This window comes from Salinibacterium sp. CAN_S4, from assembly GCF_015752305.1.
Lineage (GTDB): Bacteria > Actinomycetota > Actinomycetes > Actinomycetales > Microbacteriaceae > Rhodoglobus.
Genome location: NZ_JADOVB010000003.1, coordinates 234,746 through 258,291, shown reverse-complemented (window position 1 = coordinate 258,291; position 23,546 = coordinate 234,746). Strand labels below are relative to the sequence as shown.

General features: G+C 63.7%; 28 protein-coding genes and 1 pseudogene. 26 read left to right on the top strand and 3 right to left on the bottom strand.

Annotated features, from left to right (window positions below):
* Positions 1-51: 51 nt before the first annotated feature.
* From IWX81_RS10245 to IWX81_RS10235, 3 genes are read right to left on the bottom strand one after another with little or no spacing between them, the layout of a single operon-like run.
* Positions 52-1,245 (bottom strand): Dyp-type peroxidase, encoded by a 1,194-nt coding sequence (locus IWX81_RS10245; RefSeq protein ID WP_199281199.1) that lies wholly within the window; start codon positions 1,243-1,245, stop codon positions 52-54.
* Positions 1,242-1,961 (bottom strand): hypothetical protein, encoded by a 720-nt coding sequence (locus tag IWX81_RS10240; protein WP_199281198.1) that lies wholly within the window; start codon positions 1,959-1,961, stop codon positions 1,242-1,244. The genes IWX81_RS10245 and IWX81_RS10240 overlap by 4 nt, the downstream gene beginning before the upstream one ends.
* Positions 1,958-3,301 (bottom strand): right-handed parallel beta-helix repeat-containing protein, encoded by a 1,344-nt coding sequence (locus IWX81_RS10235; RefSeq protein ID WP_199281197.1) that lies wholly within the window; start codon positions 3,299-3,301, stop codon positions 1,958-1,960. The genes IWX81_RS10240 and IWX81_RS10235 overlap by 4 nt, the downstream gene beginning before the upstream one ends.
* A gap of 200 nt (positions 3,302-3,501) precedes the next feature.
* Here IWX81_RS10235 and IWX81_RS10230 point away from each other — a divergent pair, with 200 nt between their 5' ends.
* The 26 genes and pseudogenes from IWX81_RS10230 to map all read left to right on the top strand — a co-directional run bounded on the left by IWX81_RS10230 (position 3,502) and on the right by map (position 23,426).
* The gene (locus tag IWX81_RS10230; protein WP_199281196.1) at positions 3,502-8,754 is read left to right on the top strand and encodes an SdrD B-like domain-containing protein; all 5,253 of its coding nucleotides are present in this window, start codon (positions 3,502-3,504) and stop codon (positions 8,752-8,754) included.
* Between the two features lie 78 nt (positions 8,755-8,832).
* Positions 8,833-9,261 carry a hypothetical protein gene (locus tag IWX81_RS10225; protein ID WP_199281195.1) on the top strand — a complete coding sequence of 143 codons (429 nt, stop codon included), beginning with the start codon at positions 8,833-8,835 and terminating at the stop codon, positions 9,259-9,261.
* 9 nt (positions 9,262-9,270) lie between these two features.
* Positions 9,271-10,236 (top strand): DNA topoisomerase IB, encoded by a 966-nt coding sequence (locus tag IWX81_RS10220; RefSeq protein ID WP_199281194.1) that lies wholly within the window; start codon positions 9,271-9,273, stop codon positions 10,234-10,236.
* 410 nt (positions 10,237-10,646) lie between these two features.
* Complete coding sequence (gene rpsJ, locus IWX81_RS10215; RefSeq protein WP_009773132.1) at positions 10,647-10,955, top strand: 30S ribosomal protein S10; 309 nt, start codon at positions 10,647-10,649, stop codon at positions 10,953-10,955.
* Between the two features lie 38 nt (positions 10,956-10,993).
* Entirely contained in the window at positions 10,994-11,644 is a 651-nt protein-coding gene (gene rplC, locus IWX81_RS10210) for a 50S ribosomal protein L3 (RefSeq protein ID WP_097060160.1), read from the top strand.
* A 3-nt stretch (positions 11,645-11,647) separates the two neighbouring features.
* Entirely contained in the window at positions 11,648-12,319 is a 672-nt protein-coding gene (gene rplD, locus IWX81_RS10205) for a 50S ribosomal protein L4 (RefSeq protein WP_199281193.1), read from the top strand.
* Positions 12,316-12,618, top strand: coding sequence for a 50S ribosomal protein L23 (gene rplW / locus IWX81_RS10200; protein WP_199281192.1), 303 nt, complete (start codon positions 12,316-12,318; stop codon positions 12,616-12,618). Before rplD ends, rplW begins: the two co-directional genes overlap by 4 nt.
* 19 nt (positions 12,619-12,637) lie before the next feature.
* Positions 12,638-13,477, top strand: a complete 840-nt coding sequence (rplB, locus tag IWX81_RS10195; RefSeq protein WP_199281191.1) for a 50S ribosomal protein L2 — start codon at positions 12,638-12,640, stop codon at positions 13,475-13,477.
* Between the two features lie 11 nt (positions 13,478-13,488).
* Positions 13,489-13,770 carry a 30S ribosomal protein S19 gene (gene rpsS / locus IWX81_RS10190; protein ID WP_199281190.1) on the top strand — a complete coding sequence of 94 codons (282 nt, stop codon included), beginning with the start codon at positions 13,489-13,491 and terminating at the stop codon, positions 13,768-13,770.
* On the top strand, positions 13,770-14,195 hold the full coding sequence (rplV, locus tag IWX81_RS10185; protein ID WP_097060165.1) for a 50S ribosomal protein L22: 426 nt from the start codon (positions 13,770-13,772) through the stop codon (positions 14,193-14,195). The genes rpsS and rplV overlap by 1 nt, the downstream gene beginning before the upstream one ends.
* Entirely contained in the window at positions 14,195-14,998 is an 804-nt protein-coding gene (rpsC, locus tag IWX81_RS10180; RefSeq protein WP_199281189.1) for a 30S ribosomal protein S3, read from the top strand. Before rplV ends, rpsC begins: the two co-directional genes overlap by 1 nt.
* A gap of 2 nt (positions 14,999-15,000) precedes the next feature.
* Entirely contained in the window at positions 15,001-15,420 is a 420-nt protein-coding gene (rplP, locus tag IWX81_RS10175) for a 50S ribosomal protein L16 (RefSeq protein ID WP_097060167.1), read from the top strand.
* Positions 15,420-15,788: a 50S ribosomal protein L29 gene (rpmC, locus tag IWX81_RS10170; protein ID WP_199281188.1), complete on the top strand. Its 369-nt coding sequence runs from the start codon at positions 15,420-15,422 to the stop codon at positions 15,786-15,788. Before rplP ends, rpmC begins: the two co-directional genes overlap by 1 nt.
* A 2-nt stretch (positions 15,789-15,790) precedes the next feature.
* Positions 15,791-16,102, top strand: coding sequence for a 30S ribosomal protein S17 (gene rpsQ, locus IWX81_RS10165; protein WP_199281187.1), 312 nt, complete (start codon positions 15,791-15,793; stop codon positions 16,100-16,102).
* On the top strand, positions 16,102-16,470 hold the full coding sequence (gene rplN / locus IWX81_RS10160; RefSeq protein ID WP_097060170.1) for a 50S ribosomal protein L14: 369 nt from the start codon (positions 16,102-16,104) through the stop codon (positions 16,468-16,470). The genes rpsQ and rplN overlap by 1 nt, the downstream gene beginning before the upstream one ends.
* 3 nt (positions 16,471-16,473) lie before the next feature.
* Positions 16,474-16,809 (top strand): annotated as a pseudogene (gene rplX / locus IWX81_RS10155) (50S ribosomal protein L24); the annotation flags it as partial.
* A gap of 146 nt (positions 16,810-16,955) precedes the next feature.
* Complete coding sequence (gene rplE, locus IWX81_RS10150) at positions 16,956-17,549, top strand: 50S ribosomal protein L5 (protein ID WP_199281185.1); 594 nt, start codon at positions 16,956-16,958, stop codon at positions 17,547-17,549.
* Between the two features lie 115 nt (positions 17,550-17,664).
* Positions 17,665-18,063 carry a 30S ribosomal protein S8 gene (gene rpsH, locus IWX81_RS10145; RefSeq protein WP_097060173.1) on the top strand — a complete coding sequence of 133 codons (399 nt, stop codon included), beginning with the start codon at positions 17,665-17,667 and terminating at the stop codon, positions 18,061-18,063.
* Positions 18,064-18,069: 6 nt separating this feature from the next.
* Positions 18,070-18,606, top strand: coding sequence for a 50S ribosomal protein L6 (gene rplF / locus IWX81_RS10140; RefSeq protein WP_097060174.1), 537 nt, complete (start codon positions 18,070-18,072; stop codon positions 18,604-18,606).
* Positions 18,607-18,608: 2 nt separating this feature from the next.
* Positions 18,609-18,983 (top strand): 50S ribosomal protein L18, encoded by a 375-nt coding sequence (rplR, locus tag IWX81_RS10135; RefSeq protein ID WP_097060393.1) that lies wholly within the window; start codon positions 18,609-18,611, stop codon positions 18,981-18,983.
* The gene (rpsE, locus tag IWX81_RS10130) at positions 18,980-19,708 is read left to right on the top strand and encodes a 30S ribosomal protein S5 (RefSeq protein WP_334593803.1); all 729 of its coding nucleotides are present in this window, start codon (positions 18,980-18,982) and stop codon (positions 19,706-19,708) included. The genes rplR and rpsE overlap by 4 nt, the downstream gene beginning before the upstream one ends.
* Positions 19,708-19,893 carry a 50S ribosomal protein L30 gene (rpmD, locus tag IWX81_RS10125; RefSeq protein ID WP_097060176.1) on the top strand — a complete coding sequence of 62 codons (186 nt, stop codon included), beginning with the start codon at positions 19,708-19,710 and terminating at the stop codon, positions 19,891-19,893. The genes rpsE and rpmD overlap by 1 nt, the downstream gene beginning before the upstream one ends.
* Positions 19,893-20,570, top strand: a complete 678-nt coding sequence (gene rplO, locus IWX81_RS10120) for a 50S ribosomal protein L15 (protein WP_199281184.1) — start codon at positions 19,893-19,895, stop codon at positions 20,568-20,570. Before rpmD ends, rplO begins: the two co-directional genes overlap by 1 nt.
* Positions 20,571-20,668: 98 nt before the next feature.
* On the top strand, positions 20,669-21,994 hold the full coding sequence (secY, locus tag IWX81_RS10115) for a preprotein translocase subunit SecY (protein WP_199281183.1): 1,326 nt from the start codon (positions 20,669-20,671) through the stop codon (positions 21,992-21,994).
* Positions 21,991-22,590 (top strand): adenylate kinase, encoded by a 600-nt coding sequence (locus tag IWX81_RS10110; RefSeq protein WP_199281182.1) that lies wholly within the window; start codon positions 21,991-21,993, stop codon positions 22,588-22,590. Before secY ends, IWX81_RS10110 begins: the two co-directional genes overlap by 4 nt.
* Positions 22,591-22,592: 2 nt before the next feature.
* A complete protein-coding gene (gene map / locus IWX81_RS10105; protein WP_334593797.1) occupies positions 22,593-23,426 on the top strand; it encodes a type I methionyl aminopeptidase in 834 nt (277 codons plus the stop codon).
* Positions 23,427-23,546 lie beyond the last annotated feature (120 nt).

The following is a 23,546-nucleotide window of genomic DNA, read 5'->3' as shown; positions in this document are numbered from 1 at the left end:
GCCGAAGGATCTCGAGCTCGTGACCGTGAGGCGTGAGCGACATCAGGGCACTCAGCCGAAGGCTGCGCCCAACGGTGTGACGGCGTCGAAGCCCGGAAGCACGAGGAAGGTACCGCTCGCTGTAGGTCGAGTGAACTTCATCAAAGCGTCCATCTCGTCCAGCCGCTGCTGGGTGGCGACGAATGTCCGCAGGTCGTTCTGGAACGAGATGAACACAAGTCCTGAGTCGACACCGTTGTCGTAGGAGTAACTGCGCCTGAGCATCAGCTCGGATCCGGTGAATGACGGATGCGCCGCCCTCGCGTGAGCGTGTGCAGGCACGATGAACTCTCCCTCTGGCGTCTTGGAGTTGAGGTCGATCTGGTCATCGGGGCCGCCACCCGACAGGGGAGCGCCGTCGGTCAGGGTGCGCCCGATGACGCCCTCCCGCTCGCCGATGTCGAGCGTGCGGAATCGCGTCGTATCGATCGCTAGTCTTCGAATCACACACACTGTGCCCCCGGCCAGCGGCCCGCTCGTCACCCACACCCCGCGGTCCAGTTCATCGCTCGTGCGGGGGACTATCACGCCATCCATGAAACCGAGAGTGTTGCGGGCTTTGGTTCCCACGCCTGCGCCCCGGAATGTCGCCTGTTCCCACTGACGGGTGGATTCCGGGATGAGCAGCGCAAGGTCGTCGACGACGGCGGCAAGTACCGTGGGGTCGCTCGAGTGGACGGCGAGCAGTACGTCACCACCGACATGCCCGGGGGTGATGCCCTCGTCTCCCGCAAAGGCGGGCAGATCGGTAGTTCCGATGATCGTCGGATCCGCGGCTCGCACCAGTCGGGGACCGATCCCGACCGAGATCGTGAGATCGCCGGGACCATCGGGCAGGATCTCCCCATCTCCGTCTTCGGTCAGCTGGATAACGCGCCGCCCCAGAGCCGCGAGCCACCCCAGAGTGCTCCCACCGATTTCGAGCACCGCGATGCGACCGAACAACTGGGGCGAGGCAGGGAGGTGGATGCCCGCCTGGTAGCAACCCGACGCGGGGACGGGCTGCGGCCTGCCTGCGCCGGGTCGAGCGGCCGGGGTTGCCGCGGTGCCCGACACGACAGCGGCTCCGGAGCCGGCTCCCGCCGCGAACCCGATGGCACCTCCCAAAGCGCCCTGCAGCAGGCCGCGACGGGTGGGGCGCAGCTGTCCAGACTCCCGATCGGGCTCAGGGGTGCCCGCATCCTCCGGGCGGTCGTCGTGCGTCACGGGGCACCGGGTGTTGTGATCGGGATATCGGCCGAGCCGGTGCTGAGGTCGAGCGTCATCCATTCCGCCCCGACTGGCGCTTCGAACCTGAGGAGCAGTCCGCGATCGTCGACCCAGTAGCGTGCCCGTTCCGACCCGTCAGTCGAGACGGTTGCATCGTCGGCGGATGGGCCGATGAACACTCCCACGGCAGCGCCTCCGATCGTGTCGGACCGCACCCACAGCGCATCGGACTGGGCCAGTAGCTGCGGGTTCTCCGGTCGGTCGGAGCCCAGACTGCCCACGAGCGTAAGCGCCGTTGCGAGCGGATTGGAGCCGGGGTCAAGCGGATAGCTGACCCAACCATCCGTGGGCAGCGGGATAGACGCCTCGCTGGCCGGCACGTCGCGCACGGCTACCGTGCTCTCCGACCACCACAGGGTCCCGCCATCTTTCACGAGGCCGTACCCAATGTGCTGTTCGAAATCGAACCATCCCGTGAGATCGACGGCGCCGACCTGCGTCGAGGGAATCGACAGGTGGATGGCTCGGATACCCGCATCGAAGTTGCGGAATCGCGTGACGGCCAATTGTTCTGCCTGCTCGCTGCTGAGACCGGTGGGTTGCTGGCTCGAGTCTGAGGCAGGGTCTGAGGCAGGCGGTGGCGATCCTGCAGGAGTGCAGGCGACGAGTCCGACAACGATGACGGACGCCAGCACCGGGGCGGCGAGCCTCATCCCCTCGTCAACTCTTCGAGGAACGAGCGATCTGGCACGGCGATCGTGTCGAGCTCGGGAAACGTCACTGTGCCCGGCAACGCGGCCGGGACATCCCGAACGTCTCCCGCCATGCCCAGCTGCCGTGGTCCCGCCGCGATCTTGAGAAACGAGACTCCTCGCGGGACGTCGAGAGCTGGCAGCTGCGCACGCGAGCCGGACACAGAGGTGGAACCGCACGCAGCGGCGAGACCGGCCGGCAGGAAAGACACGGTGTCGGTCGGGGAGACACAGTTGTCCGAGGCTGGCGCTCGAGGTGCCGACAGATCCGCGACATCCACGCCATTCGATTCGAAGACATTGTCGATGAGTCGGTTTCCTTCGGACGACAGGTCTTCGGTGTTGGTCAATTGCACTCCGGATGACGGGTTGTCCGCAATGAGATTGCGTTCGATGACGTTCTGGTTCGCCCCCGACAGGCCGATGCCGACTCCGAAGGCGCCGTTGGCCTGCGCCGGGGAGTCACCCGAAGCGTTATCGGCGATAACGTTGCCGACGACGGTCGCGGCTCTTTGAGGCAGGTACGCTTCCTGATACCACGAGAGCAGGGTCAGCCCGACCCGGTTGTCGGAGAAGCGATTTGCCGCCACCAGCACGGAATCCGAGGCGTTGGCGTTCTCATATCCGATCGCGTTGTGTTCAGCCACGTTGCCGGTCACCAGAATGTCGCAGTTCGCGCACTGGCCGACGTAGTAGCCCGAATCGGCGGAGCCCGACGCATAGTTGTCACGGATGACGCCGTGCTGGGAATTGAAGGCATAGATCCCGTAGAGCCCGTTGTTGCTCGCGGTGACGTTACTCACCTCGAATCGCTGCAGTGGCGGAAACTTCTCGGGGTCGAGCGTGGTGTATCCATCGAGGCTGTGGGCCTGGGCGCCGTTGGCGTCGTGCAGGCCGGTCACGAGCACACCATTGAAGGTGTGGTTCGTCACCGTGAGGTTCTGCACCCTCACCCCATCGGCGATGACCTGGATGCCGTTGGGCCGCAGTCCCTCCCCGTCGATGACCACCGAATTGCGGTCGGTGCCCCTGACCGTCACGTCGTCCTTGTCGACGGTCACGGATTCCAGGTAGGTGCCGGGGGAGACCAGAACGAGCCCGCCGGGGGAGACTGCCTCGATGGCCTCACTGATTGTCGCCGCGTCCCCGGGTACTTCGACGACGGATCGCCCCACAGGTGCGGGAGCAGATCCCGTCGAGGCGCACCCAGAGATGGTCAGCAGCGCCGCCAGGATCACAGCCGAGACACCCGCAACGCGACGCGGGTGTGCCCGGGGGATGCTGGTCGGACTTAGCGTCATCCGGCAAGTGTAAACGTCTCCCGCCGTCAACCCGTGGAGCGCGCGACACTGCCATCTTGTCCACCGTACTGGGGACTTATGTGTACCCCGAACTGCGGTATATCGTTGCGGCTGGTAGCTGTTCGAGATTGCCTGTAGCAGCGACCGCCCCGCACGCGACCTGGCGGCGGCACTCCAACAACCCGAACGGTTTTCATCCCATGCATACCCGCCGTGTTCTTTCGCGCCTGCCATCTTCCGTCGCCCTTCTGACCGCCGCAGTTCTCGTCTTTTCCGGATCCGCCATTGCCGCTGGAACCAGCGCGGCGAGGGCCGCTGCCGCTGGCACGGTGTCTGGCCACGTCTTCCGCGACTTCAACGCGAACGGACTCCGCGACACCATCGCGACACCCCACGGCGGCGTGTCGGTCGACACCGGGATCACCGGAGTCGTCGTCACGGCGTACGACTCTGACGACACAGTGTTCGCAACGACAACAGTCTCGTCGGCCGACGGCTCGTATACCTTGACCGGTTCCCCGTCCCCGTCGCCGTCCGACCAGCTCCGTGTCGAGTTCACCGGACTGCCCGCAGGGTTCGAAGAGACGCCGGTCTTCAGTTCGACCGGAACGCGATCCGGCACGAGCGTGCAGTTCGTCGCTGTCGGCGCGTCGGGTGTCGACTTCGGAGCGGGTGTTCCGGAGGAATACTCGCAGAACAACCCGCCCGTTGTCACAGCAATCCAGTATTCGGGGATCCCAACATCCACTTCGGCGAACCAGCCCTCGATCGTTGCCCAGGCGTACTCCACCAATTTCAGCACGGCGGCAGCCCAGGGAACCGGGTTCCCAGGCAGGTCCACCATGGCTACCTTCAGCCAGGTCGGTTCAGTCTGGGGCGTGGCCTACAACGCCGCGGAGAACGACCTCTTCGCCGCAGCAACCTATAAGCGGCATTCAGGCCTCGGGACGCTGGGGCTCGGCGGTATTTACCGCGTCACCGACGTTGTCACCAACGGTTCGGTCTCGACAAGCGGGACGACTGTGCAACCCTGGCTGGACGTCACGACCCTCGGTATCGACGTGGGCACAGCCCTCAGCAACTCAGCCCGCGGCCTGTCCGCAGGTAACGTCGAAGCGCGCGATATCGATGCATTCCAGCGCGCAGGCAAGATCGGCATCGGTGGCGTCGCAACAAGCCTCGACGGAACTCGCCTGTACTTCGTCAACCTCTTCGACAAGACTCTCGTCACCCTCGACATCTCCGACCTCGCCGCGCCAGCAGTGGCGTCGGTCACGTCGCTGGGATTGACCACGGGCCAGCGCCCGTGGGCTGTCACGGTGCGCGCCGGGCAGGTGTTCGTCGGATACGTCACCACGGGAGAAACTCTCGTGGGCGGCGTGGAGACGGCCAATCCTGGCGTCTCAGCGGCCGCCGCCGGACTTTCGGCCGGTGTGATCGCAACGGATATGCCGGTCACCGCGGCATCGATGTTCCAGAGTGTGCTGAATGCGCCGCTTGGGTATGCAAAGGGTGACGTCTACGCGAACGTGCTCGCTCCCCAAAGCCAGCGCTGGAACACCTGGGCAGACTCCTGGACCTGGCCTGCCCTCGGCGGGGTCCCCGCGGGATCGGTGGCCCAGACCACGGGTACCGGAAGCCGCTGGCAGATCTACCCGTCGGCCGTGCTCGAGGGGCTGTCCTTCGATGCAGCCGGATTCCTGACCCTGGGATTCGGAGACCGAACGGGAATTCAGGGTGGCAACCGCAACCACCCCGCGCAACCCACGGATACCTCGCACTATGAGACGGGCTCCAGTGGGGACATCCTGATCGCAGCTCCCAATGCGGCAGGTACTGCATGGACCATCGAGTCAGCGGGAACGGCAGGCACGCGCGCCGCCGCCGGGTTGCCGGCTGGCAGGGCGACGAACAATCAGGGCCCCGGTGGTGGCGAGTTCTTCGCCGATGCCATAAACCAGGGTAAAGGCAATACTCACCAGGAGGTCGCTCTCGGCGCTCTCGCGAGCATGCGCGGCACGGAAGAAGTTGTCGCAACCCAATACGACCCGTTGAGCGGTATCCGGCTCGCCGGGCTCTCCTGGCTCTCGACCACCACCGGTGAAGCTGTCGGCGGATACGAGCACAACGTCGACGCTGGCGGAGCAATCTCGGTCGAGGGCACCTTCCAGAAGGGGGGAGGCCTCGGCGGCATCCAGATCCTCGCCGAGCAGGCTCCCCTCGAGATCGGCAACCGGGCGTGGTTCGACGCGGACCAGGACGGATCGCAGAATGCCGACGAGCCACCGCTCTCCGGAGTCACGGTTCAGCTCTGGCAAGGAGGTGCGGTTCTCAAGGAGGTCGTCACCGGCGCAGACGGCACCTACTACTTCTCGACCGACAGTGATTCACCCTTCTACGCACCGGGCTTCACCTCCGCTGGTGGTGACTACATAATCACGTTCGTCACGCCGACCTCGGGCAACGTGGCCTTTGGCACCGCCGACCAGGCGACGTTCGGCACTGTGCCGTGGAACATTCTCGAACTGACCAGACAGGATGCGGGCAGCAACCAGACGGACTCCGACCCTGATGCTGCCGGCAACGTGTCGTACTCCGCTGCCCCCGCGGGAGAGAGCGACCACTCGATCGACGCCGGCTTCATCGCGAATGCGTCATTCACCATTGCCAAGCAACTGGCGGCGGGCAGCGGACCGGCACGTGCCGGCCAGGTGTTCTCCATCGCGGCAACGGCCGTCGACTTCCGAGGTAACGCACAACCGCTGCCCGATTCCCCGGTGACGGTTGCGGCAGGAGACACGAGCTCCGCCATCTCCGCACCAGTGGGATCGAGGGTCACGGTCACCGAGTCGAACGGCGGCCAGTATCGCAGTGCGACGGTCACGCCAGCCACCCCGACCCTCGCCTCCGCCGAAGCGCCGACAGCATTCACCGTGACCAACGACCTGTTCGATGTGGGGCAGTTCAGAATCTCGAAGACGGTGACGGGGCCGGGGGGCTCTCTCATCCCCCTAGACCAGTCGTTCACCGTCAGTTACACCTACCCGGGGCTTGCCTCGCCCAAAACCCTGACTGTGACCAAGGGGGGCACGTCCGCCCTGTCCGATGAGATCCCCTACGGAACCATCGTGACTCTTAGCGAGGCAACGCCGACGGGCGGTCCGGCCGGGGTCGGCTGGGATACGCCGGGATGGTCGAAGGGCAGCGGAACCGGGGTCGTCACTGACAACGGCGACGGGACATCCACGCTGACGATAGGTGATGCGTCGACCGTGTCGGTGGACCTGGTCAACCCGACCACGGTGACACCGGCCGTGACGATCCTGCGCGGCGACCTGGTGGGACCGAGTTATCACGCCGCGGATACCATCACGGACGGTGAGGTTTACACCCCCGGTGAAACCCGCGACGTCGTCTTCACCGTGACGAATTCGGGCACGGAAGAGCTGAGAGATGTCGTTCTGGGTGACTCGACTAACTCGGGGCCGGCTGTGAGCGACATCACCTGGACGTTCCCCGACGGCTCTACCGTCACGACGCCGGCTGGCACGTCGGTCGAGTGGCCCAACTCCTTCGACGGGACCAGCACCTGGATTCCCGGGGCGGTCATCACAGGAACCGCGAGTCTCACGGTCGACCTTGGCGACCAGCCCCACATTGCCACAGCGACCGTGGACGCTGTCGGCACCGGATCGGGAACTCCCGTCTCCGACTCCAACGACTACAACGCCTTCACCGGCGGCATACAGGTCATCAAGTACGACGGTAACCTGCCTGATCCTGCCATCGTCGATGGTTCGGGCGCGGGCAGCGTTCCGGCGAAGTCGAGCGTTCCCGCTCCACAGAACGCTGACAGCACAGCGGATGCCGTGACCTACCCGGTCAACACAGCGCAGAGTGTGCGCATGGTCGTCTCCAATACCGGAACCACACCGCTCACCACTATTTCGCTCGCGGATCTCACGACCGATGGGCCGGCACTCAACGGTCCCTGGATTGCCGACCTCAGCGCGTTCGGAGGCCCGGCGGACTTCGACTTCGGCGGCGGCGCAGTCTGGACAGGCGTCCTGAAGCCTGGCGAGTCGTTCTACGCTGAAAGCAGCCTGACGCTTCCCGTCAGCGACACTCACGCAGGCGACGTCACTGTCCTGGCGACGGTCGTCGTTCCCGTCCTGGATCGCAGTGGCCTTCCCCATGGAGAGCCGACGTTCGACGTCGCCGGTGATCCCGTCACGGCCCACAGGAACGGTGCACCCGCCACGGTGACCGACAGCGACCCGTTCAACGCCAGGACCGGGGTGGGGCCGCAACTCGGAATCCAGCTCGGAGACGGCACCGGAACCACGATCATCCACGACGCGAACACTATGCCCCAGGCCGAGGTGTACCAGCCCGGGGAAACGCGACCCATCGTGTTCACGGTCACCAACACCGGCACCGAGGCGCTGCGCGATATCTCCCTCATCAGCGAGGTGCTGTCTGGTGTCGATCTGGACGGCCCCATCGTCTGGACGTTCCCGGACGGTTCCACCGCGACATCCAGCATCGTGAATGGGACATGGGTCGTCGAATGGCCGAACTCCTTCGACGGCACGAGCGCCTGGGCTCCTGGCGATGTGATCACGGGCATCTCGGCCCTGACGCTCCACCCATCCGACCCGCCGCACGTGAGCACGGTGACCGTCACAGGAACCGGGGTGCTGTCGGGCGCCGATGTCACGGCTACCGACCCGTACAACGCTTTCACCGGGGCGATCCAGGTGATCGAGTACGACGGTACCCAGCCTGACCCCGCTGTGAAAGCCGGTTCAGGCGACTGGATCATCCCCAGCAAGCCAGCGGTAGGGACGAGCACCGATGCCGACACGATTTCTGCAGCCGTCATCTATGAGCCCCGAGTGGCGCAGGCAGTGCGCTGGGTCGTCACCAACACGGGGTCGACAGCGATGACGAACCTCACCCTGACGAACCTGGCAGGTACCAGCGCATCGGTCGGAGCGGACTGGACGGCGGATCTCTCACCGCTCGGCGGACCATCGGATTACAACTTCGCCGCGAGTGGTCCGTGGACGGGCATCCTTTTACCGGGCCAGTCGTTCTACGCCTCTGGCACCCTGACTCTCGAGGCAGGGGAGACCCACTCCAATATTGTGACCGTGACGGGGCACGTGATCGTCCCCGAGGTCGACGGCGCAGGAATTCCGACGGGCCAGCCGAGCACGCTTCTGGGCGTGCCACAGCTCGCCACACTGGCGGATGGTTCGGCCTTCATTGTGACCTCGAGCGATCCCTTCAATGCCGTTGCGCCGGCGGCCGCACCGCCGTTCGGCCCGTTCGGGCCTGGCCTCGCCTTCACCGGAACCGCGGCGGGTCTCCCCCTCGCGATCGGGCTGCTGTTGCTCGTCGGTGGACTGTTGCTGGTGAGTCGACGTCGGGTGAGTGTGCGTCCCTAGCAGCACGGACAGTCGAGGAGGGGTGCCCGTGCCATCGGCTCCGGGCGCCCCCGATCACGCACCCACTACCCTGTGGACATGAGGCCGATGGTGCGCAGGATCGTTCTCGATGTCGTCGTGACGGTCGTCGTCGCGCTTGCTCTCCTGGTGGTGTGGCGGCTGACTGCCGGCGCTGCTCCGGCCGATGCGACCGCCCAGGCGGCCCAACGGTTGTTCCTGTTCATGGATATCGGCCTGCTCGCGTGGCTGGTGATGCTCGCCATCGCCGCTTTCCGCGGCCGGCCGGCCGGTGCGTGGCTCACGATCGTGCTCGCCACCGTCGGTGCGTTGCTCAATCTCGGGACTGTCGTCGTGGTCGGCTTCGTCCAGCAGGGCGTGTGGGCTGAGCTGTTCATCCAGTTCGCCATCGAAGCTGGATTCGCGTTCCTGGTCGCCTCCGTCCTGGCCGTCTTACTCGTGCACAGAGTGATTCTCAAGCCCCCGCCAGCATCCTGGTCTCGACCGTAGTCTGGGCAGATGCCTCGACTCCGCCGCAGTGATTCGAGCGGAAGGGGATTGCGCAGGATAGGCGCCGGGGCAGGGTTCACCTACCGCGATGATCGCGGCACGCTGGTGTCAGCAGATGAACGGGCGCGCATCGAAGCCCTCGCCATTCCGCCCGCCTGGTCGGATGTATGGATCTCGCCCCATCCCAACGGACACATCCTGGCGACAGGAGTGGATGACGCCGGCAGAACCCAGTACATCTACCATCCGTTCTGGCGGCTGCAGAAGGACCGCCTCAAGTTCGACAGGGCGCTGAGTCTCGCTGAGTCGCTGCCTGCTGCGCGCAGACGGGTGACCGCCGACCTCAGGAGTGCAGAGCCGTCGAAGTCCAGGGCGCTCGCCGCGGCGTTCAGGATGCTCGACACCGGCTCATTGCGAGTCGGCTCTGAACGCTACGCGGAGCAGCACGGCAGCCACGGCCTGTCGACCCTGGTCTGTTCGCATGTCAGCGTCTCCGGAGATACAGTTTCCCTCGACTTCCCGGGAAAGAGTGGGCAGAAGTGGGATTCCGTGATCATCGACGCGGAACTCGCCAGCGTCTTGAGGTCGCTCAAGCGGCGCGGTCCGGATGCGCGGCTTCTCGCCTGGAAAGATGGGAGGTCCTGGCGTCCGCTAAGTGCGGAGGACGTCAATGCATACGTCGCCGAGCGCACGGGCGGGGAATTCACGGCGAAGGACTTCCGCACCCTGCACGGAACGGTGACTGCCGCAGTGAGCCTCGCATCGGTGGGCCCCCAGAAAACTGTCACCGCCCGAAGACGCGCTGTCGCCCAGGCCATGCGGGATGTCGCCAGCGTGCTCGGAAACACCCCCGCCGTGGCGAAATCCAGCTATGTCGACCCGCGGGTGGTCGACAAGTTCGACAAGGGGCATGTGATGGATGTCTCGGGTCGAACCTCCCCGGAGACCCGACTCCGCGAACTCCTCGTAAGCTGACGTCGCCCCTATAAATCCTCGATTTCGCGACACGCCGTGAAGCGACACGCCCGGGTTGCAGCAATGCCAACTCTGTGACAAACTCTTCTAGTTCAACACTTCCCGCTCACGTAGCGCGGAATCACTTCCAGGCAGTGCATAGCTCAGGTCCCTGCAGCGTTCATTCGTTGCAGAGTTCAGGATCCAGATCGGGCTAGGCCGCGGGAAGCAGAACCAGGTTCAACCACACCACCCGAAGCGCTTCGGAATCGTTCTGTTGCCGCGCGGGCGGGAGTTGTGTAGTAAAGCAAGCAATTGACAGATAAACAGTGGTGCGAAAGCAGAAGTGCTGAGCATATGGCGTCGAAAGGCTCCACGCTGCAGTCCTGAGTAGTACACGGTTTGAGTTACAAGACGAAAGAGAGTTACCCATGGCGGGACAGAAGATCCGCATTCGACTGAAGTCGTATGACCACGAGGTCATCGACTCGTCGGCACGCAAGATCGTCGACACGGTAACCCGCGCGGGTGCCACGGTAGTGGGCCCGGTGCCGCTGCCCACCGAGAAGAACGTGATCGCTGTGATCCGTTCCCCTCACAAGTACAAGGACAGCCGCGAGCACTTCGAGAAGCGCACCCACAAGCGACTCATCGACATCATCGACCCGACTCCCAAGGCCGTCGACTCGCTCATGCGACTCGACCTCCCTGCCGACGTCAACATCGAGATCAAGCTCTAGCTCGCGCTCGAGCTACTTCAGTCGAATAGGAAACCTCCATGACTAACACCAAGACGATCAAGGGATTGCTGGGCAAGAAGCTCGGCATGACCCAGGTCTGGGATGCGAACAACAAGCTCGTCCCCGTGACCGTTGTCGAAATCACCCCCAACGTCGTGACGCAGCTGCGCACGCCGGAGATCGACGGCTACAGCGCCGTGCAGATCGCATACGGGCAGATCGACCCCCGCAAGGTCACGAAGCCCCTCACGGGCCACTTCGACGCCGCTGGCGTCACCCCCCGCCGCCACCTCACCGAGCTGCGCACCGATGACACGAGCGAGTACTCGCTCGGCCAGGAGCTGACCGTCGACATGTTCGAGGCCGGCAAGAAGGTCGACGTCATGGGCACCAGCAAGGGCAAGGGATTCGCCGGTGTCATGAAGCGTCACAACTTCAAGGGCGTCTCTTCCAGCCACGGTTCGCACCGCAACCACCGCAAGCCCGGTTCCATCGGTGCTTCATCGACCCCCAGCCGTGTCTTCAAGGGCATGCGCATGGCCGGCCGTATGGGTGGTGACCGCGTTACCGTCCTCAACCTGATCGTCCACTCGGTCGACCTCGAGAAGGGCATCCTGCTCGTCAAGGGCGCCGTTCCCGGTGCCCGTGGTCGCATCGTCTTCGTCCGCAACGCAGTGAAGGGGGCCTAGCCCATGGCTACCTCAACCGACGTCACAGCACTTGACGTAATCGACGCCAAGGGTAAGAAGGTCGGCAGTGTCGATCTTCCCGCCGAGGTGTTCGACGTGCAGACCAACGTCCCGCTCATCCACCAGGTCGTCGTCGCCCAGCGCGCCGCGGCTCGCCAGGGAACGCACAACACGCTGCGTCGCGGCGAGGTGTCAGGAGCCGGCCGCAAGCCGTTCAAGCAGAAGGGAACCGGTCGCGCTCGCCAGGGCTCGATCCGTGCTCCCCAGATGCGTGGTGGTGGAATCGTGCACGGTCCGCACCCCCGCGACTACTCGCAGCGCACCCCCAAGAAGATGATCGCTGCTGCACTGCGCGGAGCACTGTCCGACCGCGCCCGCGGCGACCGTCTTCACGTTATCGACTCCCTCTCGGTCGGCAACCTGCCGTCGACGAAGGCCATGGCGTCACTGCTGCTCGACATCGCACCCTCGAAGAACGTGCTCATCGTTCTGCAGCGCGACGACGAGACGAGCTACAAGAGCGTCCGCAACCTGCAGACGGTCCACGTTTTGCCATTCGACCAGCTGAACGCCTACGACGTGCTCATCAGTGACGACATCGTCTTCACCAAGGGCGCATTCGATGAGTTCGTGGCCTGGAACACCAAGGCGACCAAGGAAGAGGTCAGCGCATGACCACCGTGACGTTCAAAGACCCCCGCGACATCATCATCGCGCCCGTCGTCTCCGAGAAGAGCTACAGCCTGATCGATGACGGCAAGTACACCTTCGAGGTAGACCCCCGCGCCAACAAGACAGAGATCAAGCTCGCCATCGAGAAGATCTTCGATGTCAAGGTCGGATCGGTCAACACGCTGAACCGCACGGGCAAGACCCGTCGCACCAAGTTCGGTATCGGCAAGCGCAAAGACACCAAGCGCGCAATCGTCACAATCAAGTCCGGTTCCATCGACATCTTCACTGCTGTCGGCTAGGGACTGAGGAGAAAAAACAATGGCTATTCGCAAGTACAAGCCCACGACTCCCGGTCGTCGCGGTTCCTCGGTCGCTGACTTTGCCGAGATCACCCGCTCGACCCCGGAGAAGTCGCTGCTCCGTCCACTGCCCAAAACCGGTGGTCGTAACAACGCTGGTCGCATCACGACCCGCCACATCGGTGGTGGCCACAAGCGCCAGTACCGTGTAATCGACTTCAAGCGCAACGACAAAGACGGCGTCAACGCCCGCGTTGCCGAGATCGAGTACGACCCCAACCGCACGGCACGCATCGCGCTGCTGCACTACTTCGATGGTTCGAAGCGATACATCATCGCCCCGAACAAGCTCAACCAGGGCGACATCGTGGAGTCGGGCGCATCCGCTGACATCAAGCCGGGTAACAACCTTCCGCTGAAGAACATCCCGGTCGGTACCGTCATCCACATGATCGAGCTGCGTCCGGGTGGTGGCGCCAAGATGGCCCGCTCCGCCGGTGCGTCGGTTCGACTCGTCGCCAAGGACGGCCCCTTCGCCCAGCTGCGTCTGCCGTCCGGTGAAATCCGTAACGTGGACATCCGTTGCCGCGCCACCATCGGCGAGGTCGGCAACGCCGAGCAGTCCAACATCAACTGGGGAAAGGCCGGCCGCATGCGCTGGAAGGGCGTTCGCCCGACCGTCCGTGGTGTCGCCATGAACCCCGTCGACCACCCTCACGGTGGTGGTGAGGGTAAGACGTCCGGTGGACGTCACCCCGTTACCCCCTGGGGCCAGAAGGAAGGCCGTACGCGTAAGCGCAACCTTCCGAGTGACAAGCTCATCGTCCGCCGCCGCAATGTCGGCAAGAAGCGCAAGTAGGAGTCAAGAAGATGCCACGCAGTCTGAAGAAGGGCCCCTTCGTCGACGACCACCTGCTGCAGAAGGTCGTCAAGGCGAATGAGGCCAGTAGCAAGAACGTGATCAAGACCTGGTCGCGCCGCTCGATGATCATCCCGGCCATGCTGGGTCACACCATCGCGGTGCACGACGGTCGTAAGCACATCCCGGTGTTCATCACCGAAACCATGGTGGGCCACAAGCTCGGAGAATTCTCCCCCACCCGTACCTTCCGTGGACACGTGAAGGATGACAAGAAGGGTCGTCGTCGCTAATGGTTGAATCCATCGCTCGCGTGAAGCACATTCGCGTCACCCCGACGAAGGCTCGTCGCGTCGTCAACCTGATCCGCGGGAAGCAGGCGGTCGAAGCTCTGGCCATCCTGAAGTTCGCACCCCAGGGTGCAAGCGAACCCGTCTACAAGCTCGTCGCAGCGGCCATGGCTAACGCGAAGGTCAAGGCGGACTCCACCAACAGCTACCTGGACGAGCAGGACCTGTTCGTCTCAGAAGCATTCGTCGACGAGGGAACGACCCTGAAGCGGTTCCAGCCGCGTGCACAGGGCCGCGCGTTCCAGATCCTGAAGCGCACGAGCCACATCACGATCGTGCTCGCGACTCCGACCGAAGCCGACGTTGAGAAGGCGTCAGCTCGCTCGACAGGAACGAAGACCACCGCCACGAAGGCAGGGAAGAAGTAATGGGACAGAAGGTAAACCCCTACGGTTTCCGTCTGGGAATCACCACCGACCACGTGTCGCGCTGGTTCTCCGACAGCACCAAGGCCGGCCAGCGTTACAGCGACTACGTTGCTGAAGACGTCAAGATCCGCAACCTGCTCAAGACATCGCTCGACCGTGCAGGCGTCGCCCGCATCGAGATCGAGCGCACCCGTGATCGTGTCCGTGTCGACATCCACACGGCGCGCCCCGGTATCGTCATCGGTCGTCGTGGAGCAGAGGCAGAGCGCATCCGCTCCGACCTCGAGAAGCTCTCGGGCAAGCAGATCCAGCTCAACATCCTCGAGGTCAAGAACCCCGAGGCTGAGGCTCAGCTCGTTGCACAGGGAATCGCGGAGCAGCTCGCTGCTCGAGTCGCGTTCCGTCGTGCAATGCGCAAGGGCATGCAGGGCGCCCAGCGCGTCGGCTCGGTCAAGGGTGTTCGCATCCAGGTGTCCGGTCGACTCGGCGGCGCTGAGATGAGCCGTTCAGAGTTCTACCGTGAAGGCCGCGTTCCGCTGCACACCCTTCGCGCCAACATCGACTACGGCTTCTACGAGGCCAAGACGACGTTCGGCCGCATCGGCGTGAAGGTCTGGATCTACAAGGGCGACCTCACGAACAAGGAGCTTGCTCGCGAGCAGGCCAACCAGAAGTCATCCCGTCCGGAGCGTCGTGACGACCGTGGCGGCGACCGCCGCGACAGCCGTCCGCCCCGCGGTGCAGGCGGCTCGACCGCAGCACCCAAGGCCGACGCACCAGTTGCAGCAGGAGTTGAGGCGTAACCATGTTGATTCCCCGCAAGGTCAAGCACCGCAAGCAGCACCACCCCGGCCGTAGTGGCCAGGCGACTGGTGGAACGGTCATCTCGTTCGGCGAGTACGGCATCCAGGCACTCACGCCTGCGTATGTCACCAACCGCCAGATCGAGGCCGCTCGAATTGCGATGACCCGTCACATCAAGCGTGGTGGAAAGGTGTGGATCAACATCTACCCCGACCGCCCGCTCACCAAGAAGCCCGCCGAAACCCGCATGGGTTCCGGTAAGGGTTCGCCCGAGTGGTGGATCGCCAACGTCAAGCCAGGTCGCGTGCTCTTCGAGCTCGCCGGCGTCAGCGAAGAGGTTGCCCGCGAAGCTCTCACTCGTGCCATTCACAAGCTGCCCCTGAAGGCACGCATCATCAAGCGCGAGGAGGGCGACGCATAATGGCGATCGGAACCAAGGAGCTCGCCCCAGTCGAGCTCGACACCTATGAAGACGAGCGACTCGTCGAAGAGCTGAAGAAGGCGAAGGAAGAACTGTTCAACCTTCGCTTCCAGGCCGCGACCGGCCAGCTCGAAAGCCACGGACGCATCCGCGCTGTCAAGCGCGACATCGCTCGCATCTACACGGTCATCCGTGAGCGCGAGCTGGGCATCCGCGCAACGCCCGTCGCAGTCGAGGCTCCGGCCAAGGCTGAGAAGAAGGCAAAGACCACCAAGCCTGTGAAAGACACAGCGAAGACCGATGCAGCGGCCAAGCCCGCAGCTGAGGTCACCACTGCGCCTGTTCAAGACGCGACGAAGGAGGCGTAATCATGGCCAAGACAGAAGCACCCACAGAAGGTGCAACCACGGCGGCTGAGACTGCTGAGCTCGCTCGCGGCTACCGCAAGTCACGTCGCGGATATGTACTGAGCAACAAGATGGACAAGACCATCGTTGTCGAGGTCGAAGACCGCGTAAAGCACCCCCTGTACGGCAAGGTCATCCGCCGCACATCCAAGGTCAAGGTTCACGACGAGGCCAATGAGGCCGGCGTCGGTGACCTCGTTCTCATCAGCGAGACCCGTCCGCTCAGTGCAACAAAGCGCTGGCGCCTGGTCGAGATCCTCGAAAAGGCCAAGTAATGCTTCAGCAGGAATCCCGAGTCAAAGTCGCCGACAACACCGGCGCCAAGGAACTCCTCACGATTCGCGTTCTCGGTGGCTCCGGCCGTCGCTACGCGGGCCTCGGTGACGTCATCGTCGCCACTGTCAAAGACGCGATCCCCGGCGGAAACGTCAAGAAGGGTGATGTGGTCAAGGCCGTCATCGTCCGCGTCATCAAGCAGACCCGCCGTTCAGACGGGTCGTACATCAAGTTCGACGAGAACGCCGCCGTCATCCTGAAGGCAGACGGAGACCCTCGTGGTACCCGTATCTTCGGGCCGGTCGGCCGCGAGCTTCGTGACAAGAAGTTCATGAAGATCATCTCGCTCGCACCGGAGGTGCTGTAACTCATGGCAAACATTCGCAAGGGTGACCTCGTTCAGGTCATCAGTGGACCGACCCAGGATCGCGGCGGAGACCGCGGCAAGCAGGGTCGCGTCATCGGTGTCATCGCTGAGAAGAACCGCGTGATCGTGGAGGGTGTCAACTTCGTCACCAAGCACGTCAAGGTCGGCCAGACACAGCGTGGCACGAAGACCGGTGGCATCGAGACGATGGAGGCACCGATTCACGTGTCGAACATCGCGCTCGTCGACCCCGAGACCAAGCTCCCCGCTCGCGTGGGCTTCACCGTCGAGACGGACGACCGTGGCAAGACCACGCGCGTGCGTTACTTCAAGAAGTCACGTCGTGTCGAGACCAAGAAGTCGAAGGCACTGAAGGGCGAGGCTGCCGAAGAGAAGGCAACCGAGAAGCCCGCCAAGGCAGCCCCCAAGGCCAAGAAGGAAGCAGCAGCTGAGAAGCCCGCCGCAACCGAGAAGGACGCAAACTAATGACTGACACAGCAACTGCTGCGCCCACTGGCAAGACCCAGCCGCGCCTGAAGCAGAAGTACCGCACCGAGATCGCTGCGCAGCTCAAGAAGGACTTCGGGTTCACGAACGTGCACCAGGTTCCCGGGCTCGTGAAGATCGTCGTCAACACCGGTGTCGGTGAGGCAGCCCGCGACGGCAAGATCATCGACGGCGCTGTGAAGGACCTCACGGCCATCACCGGTCAGAAGCCGCAGGTTACCAACGCTCGCAAGTCCATCGCGCAGTTCAAACTGCGTGAAGGCCAGCCGATCGGCGCACACGTGACACTTCGTGGCGACCGCGCATGGGAGTTCCTCGACCGCCTCGTCACGCTCGCGCTTCCGCGTATCCGTGACTTCCGTGGCCTGAGCGACAAGCAGTTCGACGGCCGCGGCAACTACACGTTCGGCCTCACGGAGCAGTCGATGTTCCACGAGATCGACCAGGACAAGATCGACCGCGTTCGTGGTTTCGACATCACCGTCGTCACCACGGCCAAGACCGACGACGAGGGTCGCGCGCTGCTCAAGGCGCTCGGTTTCCCGTTCCGCTCCGCCGAGAACACGAAGTAGTCGTTCACCACAGACTCACCGCCATACGGCACAGTTCACCCAGGCAACACCGATCGACCAGGTCGGCATTCGCGTAACGGATGTCGAAACCGGGCGAGATATGGAAACACCCATCATGACAATGACAGATCCGGTCGCAGACCTGCTGACCAGACTGAGGAACGCCAACTCGGCGTACCACGACACGGTTTCGCTGCCCAGCAGCAAGCTGAAGTCCCACATCGCCGAGATGCTCAAGAATGAGGGTTACATCGCGGCGTGGAAGATCGAGGACGCCCGCGTGGGCCAGACCCTCACGATCGACCTCAAGTACGGCCCCAACCGCGAACGCTCCATCGTGGGCATCAAGCGCGTCTCGAAGCCCGGCCTGCGTGTATACGCAAAGTCGACCGAGATCCCCAAGGTCCTCGGTGGCCTCGGTGTGGCCATCCTGTCCACCTCCTCCGGTCTGCTGACCGACAAAGAGGCGACCTCGAAGGGCGTAGGTGGGGAAGTCCTCGCCTACGTGTGGTAACTCAACATGTCACGTATTGGACGCCTTCCCATCTCGGTGCCTGCAGGGGTCGAGATTAAGATCGACGGCCAGGCCGTCGCAGTCAAGGGCCCGAAGGGTGAGCTCACGCTCACCGTCAAGAACCCGATCAGGGTTGCACTCGAAGACGGACAGGTGCTCGTCACCCGCCCGGACGACGAGCGCGAGTCCCGTTCGCTTCACGGTCTCACCCGCACGCTCATCGCGAACCAGATCGTCGGCGTCACCGACGGTTACACCAAGGGCCTCGAGGTCGTCGGAACCGGTTACCGCGTCGCAGCCAAGGGCGCATCGCTCGAGTTCGCCCTCGGTTACTCGCACTCCATCACGGTTGACCCGCCAGCGGGTATCAGCTTCACGGTCGAGGGCAACAACAAGGTGACCGTCGTCGGCATCGACAAGCAGGCTGTCGGCGAGGTCGCAGCCAACATCCGCAAGCTGCGCAAGCCAGAGCCCTACAAGGGCAAGGGCGTGCGTTACGCCGGAGAAGTAGTCCGCCGCAAGGCCGGAAAGAGTGGTAAGTGATCATGGCTCTCGGAATCAAACGAGGTAAGAGCAAGTCGGCAGCCAAGGCCCGCCGTCACACACGCCTTCGCAAGAAGGTCGTCGGCACCGAGGTGCGCCCGCGTCTTGTCGTCACGCGTTCGGCCAGGCACGTATTCGTGCAGGTCGTCGACGACTCGAAGGGATTCACCCTGGCATCGGCATCCACGCTCGAAGCCGACATGCGCACCTTCGACGGTGACAAGACGGCCAAGGCACGCAAGGTCGGCGAACTCGTCGCAGAGCGCGCTAAGGCAGCAGGCATCGAGGCAGTCGTATTCGACCGTGGCGGAAGCCGCTACGCAGGACGCGTTGCAGCCATCGCTGATGGAGCACGAGAGGGCGGGTTGAACCTGTGACCGACGCAACCAATACCAACAAGGAGCAGGACGTGACGTCCGAAGTAACTGACGCACCCGCAGTAGTCACGGCCGAGGCCGTCGCTTCAGCGGCAGTCGTCGACGCGCCGGCAACGGACGTCACTAACGAGCCTCGCGAGGCGCGTCGTGGCGGTCGTGAGCGCAGCCCCAGCCGTGACCGTGGCAACAGCCGCGACGCGGAGAAGAGCCAGTTCCTGGAGCGCGTCGTCACCATCAACCGCGTCTCCAAGGTCGTGAAGGGTGGTCGTCGCTTCAGCTTCACCGCTCTCGTGGTCGTCGGGGACGGCAACGGACTCGTCGGTGTCGGCTACGGCAAGGCCCGCGAGGTTCCCACCGCGATCTCCAAGGGTGTCGAGGAAGCGAAGAAGAACTTCTTCCGCGTTCCCCGCGTCGCCCAGACGATCCCGCACCCCGTCCAGGGCGAGGCTGCTGCAGGCGTCGTCCTGCTGCGTCCGGCTTCGGCGGGTACCGGAGTTATCGCGGGTGGACCCGTTCGCGCCGTACTCGAGTGCGCCGGCATCCACGATGTTCTGAGCAAGTCGCTCGGTTCGTCGAACACGATCAACATCGTGCACGCAACGGTCGCTGCGCTCAAGCAGCTCGAGGAGCCTCGTGCGGTTGCCGCACGTCGTGGCCTCGCCCCCGAGCACGTCATCCCGGCTCGCCTCCTGCGCGCCGAGGCAGAAGCTAAGGCAGGTGTCTGATGGCCGCACGCCTGAAGGTAACCCAGATCAAGTCCAAAATCAGTGAGAAGCAGAACCAGCGCGACACCCTGCGGAGCCTCGGGCTCCACCGCATCGGTGATGTCGTGGTTCGCGAAGACAATTCGCAGAACCGCGGCTACGTTCGCACTGTCGCTCACCTTGTCAAGGTCGAGGAGATTGACTAATGGCTGACGAAACGAAGGCTGCCGATACGGCTGCCCCCAAGAAGGCTCCGGCCAAGACGGCCGCCGCCAAGGCACCGGCTGCCAAGGCTCCGGCCAAGACGGCCGCGACGAAGGCTCCTGCTGCCAAGGCTCCGGCCAAGGCTGCAGCATCCAGCTCTGATGATGCTGTCGCCGCCAAGGCTCCTGCATCGAAGAGCGCTGCCGCGAAGAAGGCTGCGTCGACTGACGTACCGACACGCGCGCAGGTGCTGAAGGTGCACCACCTTCGCCCGGCGCCCGGTGCCAAGAAGGACAAGACCCGCGTAGGCCGCGGTGAAGGTTCCAAGGGTAAGACGGCTGGTCGTGGAACCAAGGGCACCAAGGCCCGTTACCAGATGCGCGTCGGCTTCGAGGGTGGTGGCGTCAACTTCGTCATGCGCGCTCCGAAGCTGCGCGGGTTCAAGAACCCGTTCCGCGTCGAGTACCAGGTCGTGAACCTCGAGAAGCTGGCCGAGCTCTACCCCAAGGGTGGCGACGTCACGATCCTCGACCTCGTTGCCAAGGGCGCCGTTCGCAAGAACGAGAAGGTCAAGGTTCTCGGCGACGGTGACATTGCGGTTAAGCTGAATGTTGCAGTCGATAAGGTCTCCAGCTCTGCTGAGCAGAAGATCGTCGCCGCTGGCGGTTCCATTAAGTAACCTTCCGGCAACTTGCGAGAGTAAGTGTTGGCGTAAACGAGTGGGGTTCCCTCCCGGGGAGCCCCACTCGACTGCATTACTACATAATCGGAGGCCTTGTGTTTAGAGCTGTCGCGCGGATCTTCCGCACGCCCGACCTTCGCAGGAAGATCGGGTTCACGCTCGGCATCGTTGCGCTGTTCCGTCTCGGTTCGTTCATCCCCGCACCGTTCGTCGACTTTGGCAACGTGCAGCTGTGTCTCGCGAGCAACGCGGGCACGCAGGGGCTGTACGACCTCGTCAACCTCTTCAGCGGTGGTGCGCTGCTGCAACTGTCAGTCTTCGCGCTCGGCATCATGCCGTACATCACCGCGTCGATCATCGTGCAGCTGCTACGCGTGGTCATCCCACACTTCGAAACCCTCTACAAAGAAGGCCAGGCCGGGCAGTCCAAGCTGACCCAGTACACCCGCTACCTCACTATTGCTCTTGCGGTCCTGCAGTCGACGACGCTGATCACGGTCGCGCGCAGTGGCGCCCTGTTCCCCTCGAACTCCGGGGTCGCAGAGTGCAGCCAGTTGATCACCGACGATTCCTGGTACGCCATCATGCTGATGGTCATCACCATGACCGCCGGTACCGGCCTCATCATGTGGATGGGCGAGCTCATCACCGAGCGCGGCATCGGTAACGGTATGTCGCTTCTGATCTTCACCTCGATTTCGGCGCAGTTCCCCGGATCGCTCGGCAGCATCCTTTCCGCCCAGGGCGTCGAGGTGTTTATCGCTGTGATCGCGGTCGGAGTCGTAATCGTTGCGGCCGTGGTCTTCGTCGAACAATCGCAGCGTCGCATCCCTGTGCAGTACGCCAAGCGCATGGTCGGCAGGCGTACCTATGGTGGAAACAACACGTACATACCGATCAAGGTGAACATGGCCGGCGTCGTGCCGGTGATCTTCGCATCGTCGCTGCTCTATCTGCCGGCCCTGATCGCACAGTTCAACACTCCGGCCGCCGGCGAAGCGCCAGCCGCCTGGGTGGTCTGGATCCAGAACTACCTCACCACCGGTGACCACCCGCTCTACATGCTGCTCTACTTCCTGCTCATCGTCGGATTCACCTACTTCTACGTCGCGATCACCTTCAACCCTGAAGAGGTCGCTGACAACATGAAGAAGTACGGCGGGTTCATCCCCGGCATCCGAGCAGGGCGACCGACCGCGGAGTACCTGGATTATGTCCTGACTCGCGTGACGCTCCCCGGCTCGCTGTATCTGGGTCTCATCGCCCTGATCCCGCTCATCGCGCTCGTGCTCGTCGGCGCGAACACGAACTTCCCGTTCGGCGGTGCGAGCATCCTGATCATCGTCGGTGTCGGCCTGGAGACTGTGAAGCAGATCGACTCACAGCTCCAGCAGCGTCACTACGAAGGTCTGCTCCGTTGACCCGGCTTCTGCTGATCGGCCCGCCCGGCGCGGGAAAAGGCACCCAGGCTGTTCGGCTGGCCGAGAGCTACGGCATCCCCGCCATCTCCACGGGGGACATCTTCCGTTCGAACGTGAAGAACGAAACCGAGCTGGGCGCCAAGGCGAAGGCATTCATGGATGCCGGTGACAACGTCCCCGATTCCCTCACGAACGCGCTCATCCGAGACCGCCTTGCCGAGAGTGACTGCGAGTCCGGCTTTCTGCTCGATGGCTACCCGCGGACGACCGACCAGGTGCGTGACCTCGATGAGTTTCTCGCCAGCCACGGGACCGCGCTCGACGTCGTCATCGAACTTGTGGCAGATCCCGATGTCGTGGTGGAACGGTTGCGCAAGCGGGCGGATGACCAGGGTCGAAGCGACGACGACGAATCTGTCGTCAGGCACAGGCTCGACGTCTATGCGAGCCAGACCGCACCCCTCGTGGATGTCTACGATGGCCGTGGGGTACTGGTGAAGATCGATGCGCTCGGCGAGATCGACGACGTGACAGTGCGCATCACCGAGGCGCTGGCCGGTCGCGGGATCGCCTTGCCGGACCACTCAGCCCGCTAGTCGTGGCGTTCGGCAACCGAAAGCTTTACAAGACCGCGGAAGAGCTGCGCCTCATGGTGCAACCCGGTCGACTCACCGCTGCCGCGCTCACAGCGGTCCGCGCTGCGATCACGCCCGGGGTTACCACTCTGGAACTCGACGCGATAGCGGAGAAGGTCATCCGCGATGGTGGTGGAGTGCCGAACTTCATGAAGGAGCCCGGATACCGGCACACAATCTGCGCCTCAGTGAACGACGAGATCGTGCACGGGGTGCCAGGGGCCAGGGTCATCATGCCGGGCGATCTGGTCTCGATCGACTGCGGTGCCGAAGTCGGCGGCTGGAACGGCGACGCCGCGTTCAGCGTGGTCGTCCCTGATCCGCAACGGCCCGAGGTGGTTGCGCAGCGGCAGCAACTGTCAGACGCAACCGAAGGATCCCTGTGGGCCGGCATCGCTGCCCTCGCCTCTGCGCGCAAACTCAATGACGTGAGTGCGGCGATAGAGGATGCGTTGACGGGAGGCTGGGAGTACGGCATCGTCGAGGACTACACCGGGCACGGTATCGGCCGGTCGATGCATGAGGATCCTCCGGTGTTCAACTACCGGGTGCGCGGCTCCAGCCCTGACGTGCGGCCGGGACTCGTGGTCGCCATCGAACCGATGGTCACCATGGGTGGCATCGATTCACACGTCCTCGATGATGACTGGACAGTCGCCACCGACGATGAGCAGGACGCGGCTCATTGGGAGCATTCGATCGCCGTTCACGCTGACGGCATTTGGGTGCTGACCTCGGACGATGGTGGCGCCTCGAAGCTCGCTCCGTTCGGCGTGACTCCGAGAGCTATTCCCTAGTCGATCGACGCGCCGCATAGTGGTAGCGAAACGCCTCCGCATGATCTAAGCTTGATCTTTGGTGTCTGCGCCGTGCGCAAACATCGAATTCCCCGCAGACCAGCGAAAACTAACTTTTAG